This is a genomic window from Lacinutrix sp. WUR7, from assembly GCF_016864015.1.
Lineage (GTDB): Bacteria > Bacteroidota > Bacteroidia > Flavobacteriales > Flavobacteriaceae > Oceanihabitans.
On sequence record NZ_CP045067.1, the window covers coordinates 1,936,385 to 1,950,001 of the forward strand.

Consider the following 13,617-nt stretch of genomic DNA (forward strand, 5'->3'; position numbering starts at 1 on the left):
ATATTTGATTTCTTGTGAAAATTGTAGAACAAATAAAACAGCCTATTGCCTATGAAATGGAACTTTTTGAACAAAAGTTTCAACTTTCTATGTCTTCTAAAGTAGCATTACTTAACAGAATAACACACTATATCGTAAACCGAAAAGGAAAACAAATGCGACCAATGTTTGTGTTTTTGGTTTCTAAAATGGTTTCTAATGGCGAAATTAGCGAACGTACTTACAGAGGCGCTTCGGTTATAGAACTTATTCATACCGCAACTTTAGTACATGATGATGTGGTAGACGAAAGTAATCGTCGTCGTGGTTTTTTCTCTATCAATGCACTCTGGAAAAATAAAATTGCCGTTCTAGTTGGTGATTATTTACTTTCTAAAGGATTATTACTTTCTATAGATAATAACGATTTCGATTTATTAAAAATCATTTCTATTGCTGTTCGCGAAATGAGTGAAGGCGAGTTACTTCAAATAGAAAAAGCTAGAAAATTAGATATTACCGAAGCTATTTACTACGAGATTATAAGACAAAAAACAGCAACTTTAATCGCTGCTTGTTGTAGTCTTGGTGCTGCATCTGTAAAACCAGAATCCGAACATGTAGAAACCATGCGAAAGTTTGGAGAACTTATTGGTATGGCTTTTCAAATAAAAGATGATTTGTTCGATTATGGTAAAGAACAAATAGGTAAGCCAACCGGAATTGATATTAAAGAGCAAAAAATGACCTTGCCTCTAATTCATGTTTTAAATCACGCGAGCAAAAAAGATAAAAAGTGGTTAATTAATTCTATTAAAAACCATAACAAAGACCAAAAGCGAGTAAAACAAGTTATTGCTTTTGTGAAAGATAATGGCGGATTAGATTATGCAGTTGCTAAAATGAAAGCATTTCAAACCGAAGCTCTGCAAATACTACAAAAATATCCAGAAAATCAATACAGAAATTCCCTAGAACTTATGGTGAATTATGTAATTGACAGAAAAAAATAATCTTCAGGCAACCTTTTGCATCCTTTTTGCGTCTTTATAAATAGAAAGCAAAACATACTTATTTTTTGAAAATAATACAACTGTATAAAAACGAACCTTTGCTTATTAAAAAGGCAATCAAAAATAATCGTGAGGCACAACACGTATTGTTTCAAATGCATGCACCCAAAATGCTAAGCGTTTGTCGTTATTATATAAAAGACACGCAGTTTGCTGAAGAAGCGATGTTGAATGGTTTTTTTAAAGTATTTCAGAACCTAAAAAGTTTTAAAAATGAAGGTAGTTTTGAAGGCTGGATTAGACGCATCATGGTTCGAGAATCGATTTCCTTTTTAAGACAAAAAAAGCAAATACCATTTTCTTCCGAAGATCTAAGTGATGATATCCATCATTCTAATCCTATAGAAACAAATATGGAAGTTGCCGAAATTCAGCAACTCATAGATAATTTACCAGAAGGTTATAAAATAGTATTTGTGATGTATGCCATTGAAGGCTATAAACACCAGGAAATAGCAAACATGTTGGGTATTTCGGAAAGCACTTCCAAGTCCCAATTATTCAAAGCACGAAAAGCACTTCAGCAAAAAATTAAAGCATTAAACAAAGCAGATTATGGCACCAATTAAATTTGAAGAAAATATAAAAGAGAAGCTCGAAAAACGAACGCTTCCGCCATCTGAAAATGCTTGGCATCGTTTGGAAGGACAATTAAATGCCGACGCTAAAAAACAAACTAAAAATAAGTTTTGGTGGTTTGGTGTTGCAGCAAGTTTTATAGGATTATTATTTGTAGTACAGCAATTTATAACTCAAGATAATAATAATACCGTTGTTTCTCCTGTAGTAGTAGAAACTGAAAATGAGGTAAATACGAATTCCGTTATAACTCCTGCAATAATAAAAGAATCGCAAGAAATTGTACAAGAAACTTCAAAAGAAATTTCAAAAGAAAATATAAAAGAAGCGAATAAAAATAGCCTTGCTACTACAAACACAAGAATAAAAAACACAAGAATAAAAAAAACAGAAACAAATAATAGAAAAGAAAAATCGAAAGTTTCTATTGCTGTAGCGCAAACCAAAGATGGAAAAGCGTCAAAAGAATTAATTACAAACCTAAAAGTGAAAGATGAGGGGATTGCTTCCGTTGTTAAAACAGAAGGTGTTTTAGGAAACAAAGAAAATCAGCTGGTAAGTACCAGTTTAGAAACCACAGATTCTGAAATAGAAGCACTATTAGCTGTTGCTAACAAGAAAGTACAATTACAAGGGAATAGGACGGTAAACACCGTTTCTGTAGATGCAAACGCATTGCTAGAAGATGTAGAAACAGAAATGCCTCCATCCTTAAGAGGACAAATATTTAAAGTGATAGAAAAGAATTTTAAGACTGCAACAACAGCAGTTATCACTAGAAACGAGTAATATAAATCATCATTAAAAAACGAACAAAATGAAAACAGTAACCCAATACGTAATCGGTATTATTTTAGTGTGTGCTACACAATTTTTAACCGCACAAGAAAACCCAAATGTTTTAAAAATTGAATTTTTAGAAAACAAAAAAGAACAAGTTCAAAATCAGGAAAAGGAATTTTTAAAAGAAAGTGTAGCAAGTATTAATGCCAAGTTAGATGCTGGTGAAATTACTAGTGAAGAAGCAGATGCATTAAAGCAAACGGAAGCAGAAAAACATGCGTTAAATATTGAAAATAGAATTGCTATTCTAGACAATAAAATTGCTTTATTGGAAAGAAACGAAGAGGTAACTTCCGATGTTGGTGCGAATTTAGATGGTCTTATCATTTCTATTGGGAAAGGAGAAGATTCGGATGAGTTTGATAAAGGCGGCATTTATATTGGTCCGAAAGACAAAGCTATTCCGAAAATATACGATAGACGTACCACTAGCGATATGGTTTTTGCTATCGGTTTTAATAATGCCATTATTGAAGGACAATCGTTAAGCGATTCGCCATATAAATTAGGAGGTTCCGGATTTGTAGAATTAGGTTGGGCTTGGAAAACACGTCTGTTTAAAAATACAAATGCAGTGCGTTTAAAGTATGGTCTGTCGGTTCAATGGAATAAATTAGATGTAAAAGACGATCAATTCCTTACCGAAAATAATGATGTTGTCTCTTTAGAAACAAGTGCTTTTAAATTAAACAAATCTAAGTTTAGAACTACCAATTTAGTGGTGCCAATACATTTTGAATTTGGTTCATCTAAAAAAATAGAACGCGATACCTATTTTAGATATTCAACATACAATAAATTTAAAATCGGAGTTGGTGGTTATGCAGGAGTGAACTTAAGTTCTATGCATAAAATAAAATACAAACAAGATGGTGATAGAGAAAAGGATAAAGAAACCAATTTAAACACCAATCCTTTTGTTTACGGACTAAGTAGTTATATTTCTTTTGGTAATGTTGCCGTATATGCGAAGTACGATTTGTCACCATTATTTAAAGACCAAGCAATAGATCAAAACAATATCTCTTTAGGATTACGCTTTGATTTAGATTAATTTATAGAGTTAGTTAATTGAAAAAAAAGCACCGGATTGGTGCTTTTTTTTTGTTCAATATGTTTGTTAATGGTTCGTTACGTGATTTGTTTTTAGAAGAGGAGTAGTTGCTTCCGTGATATCTAACTTTGTAACATTTGATGCATTTTCCGGCCTTCTTTTACTATTATTTTAATGGACTCTTCGATGTCTTTTTTTGTCGTTCTAAAGTTTACAATACAGGTTCTTAAACAATATTGATCGGCTATAACAGCGTTAGATAAAAACAGCTCGCCTCCTTTTTGTAGTTCGTTGAGTAGTTTTTCATTTAAGGTGTTTAGGTAAGCCGCATTATTCTCATCGTCTCCTTTTATATCTGTTGGAATGTATCTAAGTGTTGTAATACTTAAATTTTGAGATATTGGTTTTAATGCTTCGTGATGGTCTGCTAATGTATAGAAATACTTCGCTAATTCAATATCCTCTCTTATCAGTTTTGTATAGCCATTACTCCCAATTTGTTGTAATGCAAGCCATACTTTTAAGGCTCTAAAACCACGAGAGTTTTGTAGTCCGTATTCAAAGTAATTTAAAGATTCTCCTTCTTCTGATAAATTAAAATTATAGTATTCTGGATGCGAACTGTACGTGTCTATAAGATGTTTTGGGTTTTTCACCAAGGTACAACCAGCTTCCAACGGACTATACAGCCATTTATGTGGATCTAAAGCAATCGAATCGGCTTCTTTTATTCCTGTAAATAGTGCTTTCAATTCTGGAATAATTGCCGCAGGAATTCCATAAGCACCATCAATATGAAACCATAAATCAAAGGTTTTGCAAATAGCTGCAATAGCTTCCAGGTTATCTACAATTCCTGTACTAACATCTCCTGCGGTACCAACAACCATAAAAGGTTGATGTCCTTGTTGTATATCCTCTTTTATCGTTTGTTCTAAAAGAGTAATATTCATTTTGTTGGATGCATCGGTTGGTATCCAACGTACCGATTTAGAACCATGTCCAAATAAGATAGCAGCTTTATCAATCCAAGTATGTGTAGATTTAGAACAGTAGGTAATTAATTGTTTCGATGTATTGCTAAGTCCGTTTTCTTTAATGTCTTTTGGAGCCTTGGCTGTTCTTGCAGCTAAAAAAGCGGTAAAGTTTGCCATGTTTCCTCCACTAACTAAAACACCTCCATAATTTGGGGATACACCAATAAATTCGGACAACCATTTAATGGTTTGTTTTTCGATTTCTGTGGCTATCGGACTCAATATTTGTGCGCCAACATTTTGGTTTACAGAAGCAGCTAGCAAATCTGCTAAAGCGCCAATGGGTGCAGCAGAAGAGGTTATATAACCAAAAAATTTAGGATGCCCATTAAATAAAGAATTATCCAATAATAATTTTGTAGTTGAAGCAAGCAGCTCTTCAGCAGGTAAACCATTTTTTGGCAAAGACGAAGCACCTAATGTTTGTTGCAGTTCTAATGGTGTCTTGGTAGTTGTTACTGGATTATTAGGAATCTCATCAAAAAAATCTGAAAGGGTGTCAATAAGTTGGTAGCCAATTTTTCGAAATTCGGCATTACTCATTTCAATAGCATTTTCTCTAGTTTTCATGCTTCGGTTCGTTTTGTGTATTCATTAGTGTGTTTGCATTAGAAATAATTTCTACTATGGTATCATTAGGTATTATGTCTATGGTTAAATTAATACGATCTGTGGTTCCGTTATTAATAACGCGATGTCTATCTGTTAAACGTAAATACCAGCATTCTCCTGTTTTCATTGGCACTATAGTGTCATTCAGAAAAAAGGAAATATCTTTATTGTTATCTATGGGAATGGTTAGTCTAATCATCGATTTTTCTTCTTCTAAACCTAAAGTAGGATCGGTATGTTCTTTTACTACAGAATTAGGCGCCAAAAATAATAACCGAACCAAATTAACGGTGGTGTACTGACTAAAGGTATCGATAACGCTTTTTAAATATGGTGATTTTTCTAAGTTAGGTGTGTCCATCCAATCGGTCCAAGAACCATCTGCGTAATCACTTGCAGGCGGAGGAAAAGGTAAAGAGGTATCTACCAAATGCGCAGGAGAACGCAATGTAATGACTTTATAATATTCGTAATGTTCTTTTTTTAAAGCGTTTGCTTCTGCAGCCATTTTTTCTACATCAAACGTAAAAGGTAATTGTATTCTGCCCTTAAATTGCTTCTTTGTTTCCATGTGGTATTTTGCCATTGGTTTGAAATGAAAAGTCTTAAGTATTGATTTTCAATCCTGTGAATTGTAATTATCATTAACTAAGTTAACTATTTTTCTTCTAATGGGAGATGCTTATAGTTGCTGAAAACTAAAATGGAATGGTTTTTATTTTATGAAAGTATGCGTAATAGTAAGGGGAGATTTATGTTTTATTTATTTTATACGGGTGTTGGCAACTGGCTTTATTTTAAATATTTTTCTAATTCAGAAATTTCCATAATTACAGAACTTGAACTGACATTAAAACACGCACTTCCAATTCCGTAATCAATATTAAATTCCATTTGATTTTTATAGGTGAACGAAATTCCGAATTCGTTCAGTTTATAATATCTAAAATCTATCCAACTCATACAATCGCTAATTTCTGGTATTTTAGAATTAGATTCAAATTCAGCTTTGAGCTTATCGTTTATTAATTTTTCCAGTTCTTTTGCGTTAAGATTGAAAAAGTCGGAATTATTTACTTTCAGAGTGTCATCTTTGTCATTCGAGAATAACTCATAATCGTAAGAATAACGACCTTTATAATCAGGAGTTCCAATTGATTTAAATGAGTGATTTTTAAATTCGCAGGATTTTATGATAACAACATCTGAATAATCAGAATCATTTTTTGTCGATTCATTACAGACTATTTTTAAGTCATTTTTTTGAGCTTTCACTTTACAGGAAAAAGTCAAAATTAGAGTCAAAATTATTAATGTGTATCTCATTTTTCAGCTTGTTGCCAACGGTTTTGTATATGAAAAGTAGCAGATTTATGTGTATTACTTTTCAGTTAAAAACAAAGATAGCAGAAAAGAACCAAACTTTAATTTTAGCTCTTAACTGCTATTTTTTATATACGTGGTTGTGGTTAGTTTTTTTTATTGTTTGGTTAATACAATGTCTGTTGGAATTGAAAAACCTTGTGCTGATGGAGTTTCTGTAAAAGTTTCTCTTTGCCACATTTTCCACTGTGCGGTAGTTGCTACAAAATTACCATTTAAAACTAATGGGTCAATTAGTTCTAAAGTGCCTTCACAATATTTATCTTTAACCTTATCAAATAAACCAAACGAAAGCTCAAGAAAAGAGTTGTCAATTTGAGTAATTATTTTTGCGTAATTATCAAAGGTTGAAATATCATTTGGGTCAAAATCTGTTGTGAAATTTAATGTATTAACTATTTCAATTCCATTTTCAATGTATTTATAACCACCTATAATTTTATCTTGTTTAATTCTACTTGTACCTCCAGCATCATACATTTCTTTTTTTACGAAAACAACTGTGAATTCAGAATTTCCATCTATCCATTTCCAAGTACCTATGAAAGGATTCAGTTTGCCATCTATATCTTTTACGTATGCATTATCTGGTACATTTGTGTAATCTACAGTTGTTAAAGATATTGTTTGTGCTTTGCAGCTAAAAACAGCTAAAATACACACGATTATTAAAATTTTATTTTTCATTGTTATAAGTTTTATAATTTTTAATTTATTGACAAGGTGTTGCTGTTGTTGTTCCATTTGGATTAGGTGTTATCTTTGACCAATTTGAGAAACTACTATCCGCTTTATATAATTCTAATCCTAAATTATTTTTGCTAAAAAAGTTAGCTATACCGAATTCGTTTTTGTTATTTGTTTGTTTTTTTGTAACGTATAACTTATAATCATCTTCTCTTGCATCAATAAATGGATTATTGGTATTAGGAGGTAATTGTAAATCCCAACCAGTAAAAAAAGTATTTCCCCAATTGAGAAAAGCTTGAGTGTCAGAAATTTTTATTGCATAAGTCGTGCCATGAGCAGTAACTACTATCGAAGTAAATGTGCTTGGGCTAAAAATATTGCCAGCATTTCTGGAGGTGTAAATTTGGTAGAGGTCAGATAATGAAAATACAGATAAGTGTTTTGTAGTGCTGTAATGTGAGTGCATTAACATGCTCACTTTATTTGTACCTAAATTTATTTGTATTTCATCTGCATTAGGTAAACCTAGTCTATAATTTTCAACAAATTCTGTTTCAGCAGTAGTTGTTGGTGACATAAAGTACATCATCTCTTTATTTTGATTTAGGTTATTTTTAAGATGATTTAAATTATCAATTACGGTTTTTGGAGTAGTTTGATTTGCTATTGGTTTATTGACAAGATTATTTAAACCACTTGTACAAGGTGGGTTTTGTGGCAAAGCAGGACTAGTTAGTATAGGAAGGTTACTATTTCCGTGATTATTTGGGTCAGATGGATCGTAATTGTTTCCAGGAGGAGTATAACCAGATGAACCACCTCCGCCACCAGAACCTGTTCCAGATGGAAATCCGCCACCTCCACCAGGACCATTATCAAAATAACCACAAGAAATTCCTGTTAATGCCCACCCCATTGTATGAGTACCTAAATTAGGGTTTAATTCACCTTCATCACCATCATTTACAACCACCCATTCCCAAGTTTCACTACAACCATAAACCATTTTTGCCAATTCTCCTTCATTAAAAACAGAAGTGTCAAAATCTATAGGAAATAGTAAGGTGCTATAATTATTTATACTATTTTCATCTAGAGAAATATATTCATTTGCTGTAAATCCATATTGTATAATATATGCATCATATTCATTTTCTAAATTATAATGTAGTAAAAGGTTTTCTAATTTATCATCAGTTTGATTATCTCTTGTTATTGTAAAACTATAAGAATGATTTCCATTTTCGGTATCTTCAATATATTTTACAAAATCGGTGTTAATTGTAAAACCATATTCTGAACTGTAAATTTCTCTAGCTTGACTATTAGTTAAATGTTTACCTTTCTCTTTTGGATTTAATTCATTAAGTTTTCTGCTTATTGAAGAATTGGGTTGAACTTGCTCCTGATTTAAAGTTTTAACATTAAATCTTGATTTCTGTTGATATTCTAAATCTTCTACAGATTCTTTCTCGCAATTGGTAAGCAAAAAAGAAATTCCAAAGAGTAGAACTCCAAATTTCAGATAATTTTTTAAGTGTTGTTTTTTCATAAGTACAAAATCGTTTAAAGTTAATAAAAATGTTTGTTGGTTTGGTAAAAATTAACCACAACGGTCTTGTATAAAAAGAGTTGCGTTTTTGCGTGCGAGGATTTTCCGAAGGAAAATCAGAAGTAGCAAAAGTGCAACGACTTTTAAAATTAGTTCTAAATATAGCAATTTTTTTTATGCGTTGTTATTAAAAGTGCCGACAGATTTGAGTAAAAACGAATTATTAATTTGTTGAAGTAAGAGTCGTAAAATTCCGAGAGTTTGAGTGATTATTAATTCCTTTTGAGTGAAGATTCCGCAAACAAGCTAAAGATTCCGCAAACAAGCTTAAAATTCCGTTAGAGTGAGAATCCGATTCTAATTAATTTCCGAGTTTGAGTAAGTAAACAATTCAGAGTTTGAGTAAGAATAAATTCCGATGAATAATATTTTTAGTAATTCCGTTTTATTAGTAGTTATATTTTCGGAGGCATTTTTTATAACGGTTTTGTATAAAAATAGTTGCGTTTTTGCGAGCGAGGATTTTCCGTAGGAAAATCAGAAGTAGCAAAAGAGCAACGACTTTTAAATTAGTTCTAAATATAGCAATTTTTTTTATGCGTTGTTGCTAACTGTTGCGAGACATTTGAGTAATCACGTTTTTTTTATTCCGCTAAATTGCTCAATTCCGAGTGAAGTCCGAAAAGTGATTTTGTTCTTTTAATTCCGTTGGAGTGGCTATTCCGCAACTTGCTAAATTCCGCAAGAGTAAATTCAGCGAACGAGTAAATTATTCCGCAATATTTGATTCCGATTTTGAGTGGTTTTTTCAGCGTAAAGTTTGGCAGAATTTTGGTTGGTAATTTTTCCGAGTTATAGTTTGCAACGTTGTTGTATATGGTTTGTTGCGTGGTTTAAGCAACTAATTTAGTAAATAATTACCGACCAAGAAAGTCCGCGAGGACTTTCGTAAGTAGGCGATAAGCCAGCAATAAATTATATACGGTGTTGCCTACAGTGTTTGTTCTCTTATGAATTGATATTTGTTCATTGCTAATGATTTATCTCTATTATTTGGAATTGATAATATAATTGCATTGATAAATTTAGTTGCTTCTTCGATAAAAAATTCAACTACTTTTTTATTTACTAAATGAACCATTCCAAGTCTGTCAGCTTCAATCAACTTCTTTTCGGTAAGGAATGAATAAATTCCTTTGTATTTATCTAAAACCTTTATGTCAAAATCATTATTATTTCCAGTTGGATGATATTCTACAGTCAAAAGATGTCCGTGAGAAATTGCGTTTCTAATTTGAAAAAGTGTTGTTATACTTTTCCATAATTCACTATCTTTTTCATTAACTGCTTTTTTCAAATCTTGGTCATAAACAACTTCCCAGTTTTTTTCTAATTCACGAAAAAATGAATTATTAACTGTCTTTTCCAAATTTTGAAGGATGCGTTTATAAAATTCTTTGTCTTTTTCCGAAAAATTTTCAACCTCATAAAATCTATGTTCAATTGATGAGTTAATTATTTGTCCACTCATTCCTTCTATTAATGTCGTACATTGAATTATTATAGTATAATATATTCCACGTAGTTCTTTTTCATTTTTAGCTTTTATTCCAATTAAAAAACGGATTGACTTAAAAATCTCATAGAACGGATAATAATCATAACCTGCAAGACAATTTCCATTTTCAAAAAAATTTAGTTCGGTTTTTCTCATTTTTTTTACATTGTTGGCAACGTTTATGTATAAGAATAGTTGCGGGTTTGTATGCGAGGATTTTCCGAAGGAAAATCAGACGTTACAAACACGCAACGACCTTTGATTAAGCACTAAACCGCAATTATTTTTATACGGTGTTAGGCAACGTTTTTCTTTGCTTTTTCAATTCGTTTTAATGTCGTTTCCCTAAATTTATCACTTAATTCAGAAATCAAATCTTGATGTTTTTCTAATTCCAATAATTTTTCCCAATTCTTTTCTTTTTCTAAATGGCTTGAAATTGAAGGAACAAGATTTTTAGGAAAAGAGTAATAAAATTCCTCTGGATTTTTTAAATCGGTTAACAATTTTGTTATTTCTCTATGTCTATTTAAAATCTCAAAATATTTTTCGGTTGACTTTTCTTTTTTCTTGATTTGAATTTGATTGTCAGATTTTAGGCTCAAAATTCTCTCAACTTTTTCTATTTGTTCAGTTGTGAATCCGACTGGAATATATACAGTTCCATACCATCTATCGTCATAATCATCGTGAGAAAGTCCGCCCCAAACAGGAACCTTTCCGTTATTCCATTCAGTAAGCGAGTTATTCAGTCTTTTGTTTCCTTTTGGCGTATAACCAAGTAATTCATTTTGTTGGTTATAAATTCCGACTGCGTACATATCGTGTGAATTGTCTTCGCATTTTCCAATTCCGATAAAATCTCCACTATGAATTTCTGGATTTAAATTTTGATAAAACATTCCTTTCATATCGAATGTTTTTATTCCTTTTTTCTTGTAAAGAATTTTCTCATCTATAGTATCAATTCGACTGATTTCATACTTTGGATTTTGCTTTTGAGAAACAACTTTTCTTTGAACTTTAGAAGTCTTTTTTGATTTGCTTTTTCCAATGAAATATGCAATGACTACAATAATTATTACGATTGCTATAAATTCTGTCATAGTGTGTTTCTCAAATGTTGCCTAACGGTCTTGTATATGAAAAGTAGCGCTAAAAAAGCGATAACTTTTCGGATGAAACACAAGCCGAATTTTTAAATTTTACTAATTATTTTATTTTTGGGAATTTGTCAAATTTAAAAATTTGGCGACTTCCCAAAAATGCCCGAACCTTTGTGTTACCAACGACTCGCGCTATTTTTTATATACGGTGTTGGCAATAGTTATTTTTCCGTTTGAGTAATTTTCCATTCAATTCCACGTTCTTTTGCGAAATCTTCAATTCCATCTAATCCGATTTCCTTTCTTCGTTTATTTACAAATTCGGGCTTTTCAATTTCGAAGAAAACTGTATCTCCATTTTCATTTTGGGTGGTCTGGGAACCATAGATTTGAGGTTTTTTATCGTTTACGAGAATTCTGTCAATCAATCTCGCATAATGTATTGGTTGTGATTCGTTTCTCAAAACGGATTCTTTCATCAATGGTGCATACTTTTCTTTTGTTTCAATAGAACTATGTTGAATTATACTAAATAAAGCACCATTTGCTAATCTCCCAACCTGATTAATTCCAAGCCATCCGTATTTTTCAAGAATTTTTATAAACTCTATTTCTATTCTTTCATCTTGTTCTTCAACCACTTTCCAAAAGTATTCTAATTCAGCCGAATCCTGTCCGAATTTCTTTTCAACATCTTGATAAAATCCCCTAAAAAGTTGGTCTTCCATTAATAGTGTTTCGAGTTTGGTTTTCAAAGAATCTAATTCTTTTTCATTTTGTTTTTCGATTTGACTATAAACTGTTGATGAGAAGATGCCAATTATGACTAAAAAGATTAATTTTTTCATTTTGTTTTTAATTATTGCCAACGTGGTTGTATAAAAAGAGTTGCGTTTTTGTGTGCGAGGATTTTCCGTAGGAAAATCAGATGTAGCAAAAGAGCAACGATCTTTAAATTTAGTTCTAAATATAGCAATTTTTTTTATGCGTTGTTATATACTTTTGCGATAGAGTAGAGTGAGAGCGTTTTGAAAAAATTCCGAAATAGTTTTCCAAGATTTTTAGAGTTGGATTTAATTTCTTAAAACTCAAAAAAATCGCGGAAAGAAAACCAGGCTTTTTTCCGCATAAGTGATTTTCCATTTGAGTGATATTTTCGCGGAAGTAAAATCAGTATTATATTCAGTTTTCACAAACAAGCTAAAATTCCGTTTGAGTGAGATTCAGAGTTTGTTTTCAAATTCAAAGTTTGAGTAAGAAAAAATTCCGATGAATTATGATTTTAGTAATTCGGTTTTATTAGGAGTTACAATTTCAGAGCAATTGTATATAACGTTTATGTATAAGAATAGTTGCGGGTTTGTATGCGAGGATTTTCCGAAGGAAAATCAGACGTTACAAACACGCAACGACCTTTGTTTAAGCACTAAACCGCAATTATTTTTATACGGTGTTGTGCAACGTTTTTTTCGCAATTATGATTAAATCAGTTACTTTATTCTCGTTTTTGTCTCTGTAAACCTTTCTTTTCAATTCGGTTATTTTGAAATTATTCTTTTCAAGAATTCCAATGAGGTAATCGGCTGTATAATAATTTATGAATAAAGATTTCCCTTTTCCATTACTTGCTTTTTTAAATTCCGACTTTTCATTTTCATCTTCCATTGTGCTTATATAAAGAACACCATTTTCTTTTATTATTTCGGATGAATTACTTACAAATTGTTCCAATTCATTCTTTGAAAGATAGGGAACACAAAAAGCACAGACCATTCCATCAAATTTTTTGCCTAAACTTTCTATATCTCGGAAATCTAATTTTTTAAACTCAACATTAGTAATATTTTTTTTTGCTAATTCTAACATTTTTTCTGATAAATCCGTCGCCAATATTTTTAAGTCAGGTCTTTTGTTCAATAAATATTTAGTGACATTTGCTGGTCCACATCCAACTTCTAAAATTGAAGATTCCATTTTGTATAATTGTTCACAAAAAATATCCAATGTGTCAGCGTATAAATCAACATTCATATATTGACTTTGATACAATTCCGCATTAACATCAAAAATGTCAATCGTATTTTTAGTTATGTCTTCCACACGGTTTTTTTAAATGTTGCACAACGTTTATGTATAAGAATAGTGCGGTTT

At 31.4% G+C, this 13,617-nt stretch carries 13 protein-coding genes; 4 read left to right on the forward strand and 9 right to left on the reverse strand.

Annotation, left to right across the window (positions count from 1 at the left end; all coding sequences use genetic code 11):
* Window positions 1–14 precede the first annotated feature (14 nt).
* The 4 genes from FG167_RS08480 to FG167_RS08495 all read left to right on the forward strand — a co-directional run bounded on the left by FG167_RS08480 (window position 15) and on the right by FG167_RS08495 (window position 3,528).
* Entirely contained in the window at window positions 15–992 is a 978-nt protein-coding gene (locus tag FG167_RS08480; RefSeq protein ID WP_203460971.1) for a polyprenyl synthetase family protein, read from the forward strand.
* Window positions 993–1,057: 65 nt separating this feature from the next.
* Complete coding sequence (locus tag FG167_RS08485; protein WP_203460972.1) at window positions 1,058–1,621, forward strand: RNA polymerase sigma factor; 564 nt, start codon at window positions 1,058–1,060, stop codon at window positions 1,619–1,621.
* Window positions 1,608–2,420, forward strand: a complete 813-nt coding sequence (locus tag FG167_RS08490) for a hypothetical protein (protein ID WP_203460973.1) — start codon at window positions 1,608–1,610, stop codon at window positions 2,418–2,420. Before FG167_RS08485 ends, FG167_RS08490 begins: the two co-directional genes overlap by 14 nt.
* Window positions 2,421–2,448: 28 nt before the next feature.
* Window positions 2,449–3,528, forward strand: coding sequence for a hypothetical protein (locus FG167_RS08495; RefSeq protein WP_203460974.1), 1,080 nt, complete (start codon window positions 2,449–2,451; stop codon window positions 3,526–3,528).
* 122 nt (window positions 3,529–3,650) lie between these two features.
* Here FG167_RS08495 and FG167_RS08500 read toward each other — a convergent pair whose 3' ends face one another.
* From FG167_RS08500 to FG167_RS08540, 9 genes are all read right to left on the reverse strand, one after another.
* Window positions 3,651–5,135: a pyridoxal-dependent decarboxylase gene (locus FG167_RS08500; protein ID WP_203460975.1), complete on the reverse strand. Its 1,485-nt coding sequence runs from the start codon at window positions 5,133–5,135 to the stop codon at window positions 3,651–3,653.
* Complete coding sequence (locus FG167_RS08505; RefSeq protein ID WP_239004465.1) at window positions 5,125–5,763, reverse strand: aspartyl/asparaginyl beta-hydroxylase domain-containing protein; 639 nt, start codon at window positions 5,761–5,763, stop codon at window positions 5,125–5,127. Before FG167_RS08505 ends, FG167_RS08500 begins: the two co-directional genes overlap by 11 nt.
* Before the next feature lie 206 nt (window positions 5,764–5,969).
* The gene (locus FG167_RS08510; protein WP_203460976.1) at window positions 5,970–6,470 is read right to left on the reverse strand and encodes a hypothetical protein; all 501 of its coding nucleotides are present in this window, start codon (window positions 6,468–6,470) and stop codon (window positions 5,970–5,972) included.
* 186 nt (window positions 6,471–6,656) lie between these two features.
* Window positions 6,657–7,247 (reverse strand): DUF6705 family protein, encoded by a 591-nt coding sequence (locus tag FG167_RS08515; RefSeq protein ID WP_203460977.1) that lies wholly within the window; start codon window positions 7,245–7,247, stop codon window positions 6,657–6,659.
* 25 nt (window positions 7,248–7,272) lie between these two features.
* Window positions 7,273–8,802, reverse strand: coding sequence for a hypothetical protein (locus FG167_RS08520; RefSeq protein WP_203460978.1), 1,530 nt, complete (start codon window positions 8,800–8,802; stop codon window positions 7,273–7,275).
* A 991-nt stretch (window positions 8,803–9,793) separates the two neighbouring features.
* Window positions 9,794–10,516: a hypothetical protein gene (locus tag FG167_RS08525; RefSeq protein ID WP_203460979.1), complete on the reverse strand. Its 723-nt coding sequence runs from the start codon at window positions 10,514–10,516 to the stop codon at window positions 9,794–9,796.
* Window positions 10,517–10,656: 140 nt separating this feature from the next.
* Window positions 10,657–11,466 (reverse strand): hypothetical protein, encoded by an 810-nt coding sequence (locus tag FG167_RS08530; RefSeq protein ID WP_203460980.1) that lies wholly within the window; start codon window positions 11,464–11,466, stop codon window positions 10,657–10,659.
* Between the two features lie 221 nt (window positions 11,467–11,687).
* Entirely contained in the window at window positions 11,688–12,314 is a 627-nt protein-coding gene (locus FG167_RS08535) for a DUF6624 domain-containing protein (RefSeq protein ID WP_203460981.1), read from the reverse strand.
* A gap of 595 nt (window positions 12,315–12,909) precedes the next feature.
* Window positions 12,910–13,566, reverse strand: a complete 657-nt coding sequence (locus FG167_RS08540; RefSeq protein WP_203460982.1) for a class I SAM-dependent methyltransferase — start codon at window positions 13,564–13,566, stop codon at window positions 12,910–12,912.
* Between the last annotated feature and the right edge of the window lie 51 nt (window positions 13,567–13,617).

Excerpts from the sequence above, each read along its gene's own strand:
- FG167_RS08490 (WP_203460973.1), top strand. The coding sequence starts at position 1,608 with ATGGCACCAATTAAATTTGAAGAAAATATAAAAGAGAAGCTCGAAAAA.
- FG167_RS08495 (WP_203460974.1), top strand. The coding sequence starts at position 2,449 with ATGAAAACAGTAACCCAATACGTAATCGGTATTATTTTAGTGTGTGCT.
- FG167_RS08515 (WP_203460977.1), bottom strand. The coding sequence starts at position 7,247 with ATGAAAAATAAAATTTTAATAATCGTGTGTATTTTAGCTGTTTTTAGC.
- FG167_RS08500 (WP_203460975.1), bottom strand. The coding sequence starts at position 5,135 with ATGAAAACTAGAGAAAATGCTATTGAAATGAGTAATGCCGAATTTCGA.
- FG167_RS08530 (WP_203460980.1), bottom strand. The coding sequence starts at position 11,466 with ATGACAGAATTTATAGCAATCGTAATAATTATTGTAGTCATTGCATAT.
- FG167_RS08535 (WP_203460981.1), bottom strand. The coding sequence starts at position 12,314 with ATGAAAAAATTAATCTTTTTAGTCATAATTGGCATCTTCTCATCAACA.
- FG167_RS08520 (WP_203460978.1), bottom strand. The coding sequence starts at position 8,802 with ATGAAAAAACAACACTTAAAAAATTATCTGAAATTTGGAGTTCTACTC.
- FG167_RS08505 (WP_239004465.1), bottom strand. The coding sequence starts at position 5,763 with ATGGCAAAATACCACATGGAAACAAAGAAGCAATTTAAGGGCAGAATA.
- FG167_RS08525 (WP_203460979.1), bottom strand. The coding sequence starts at position 10,516 with ATGAGAAAAACCGAACTAAATTTTTTTGAAAATGGAAATTGTCTTGCA.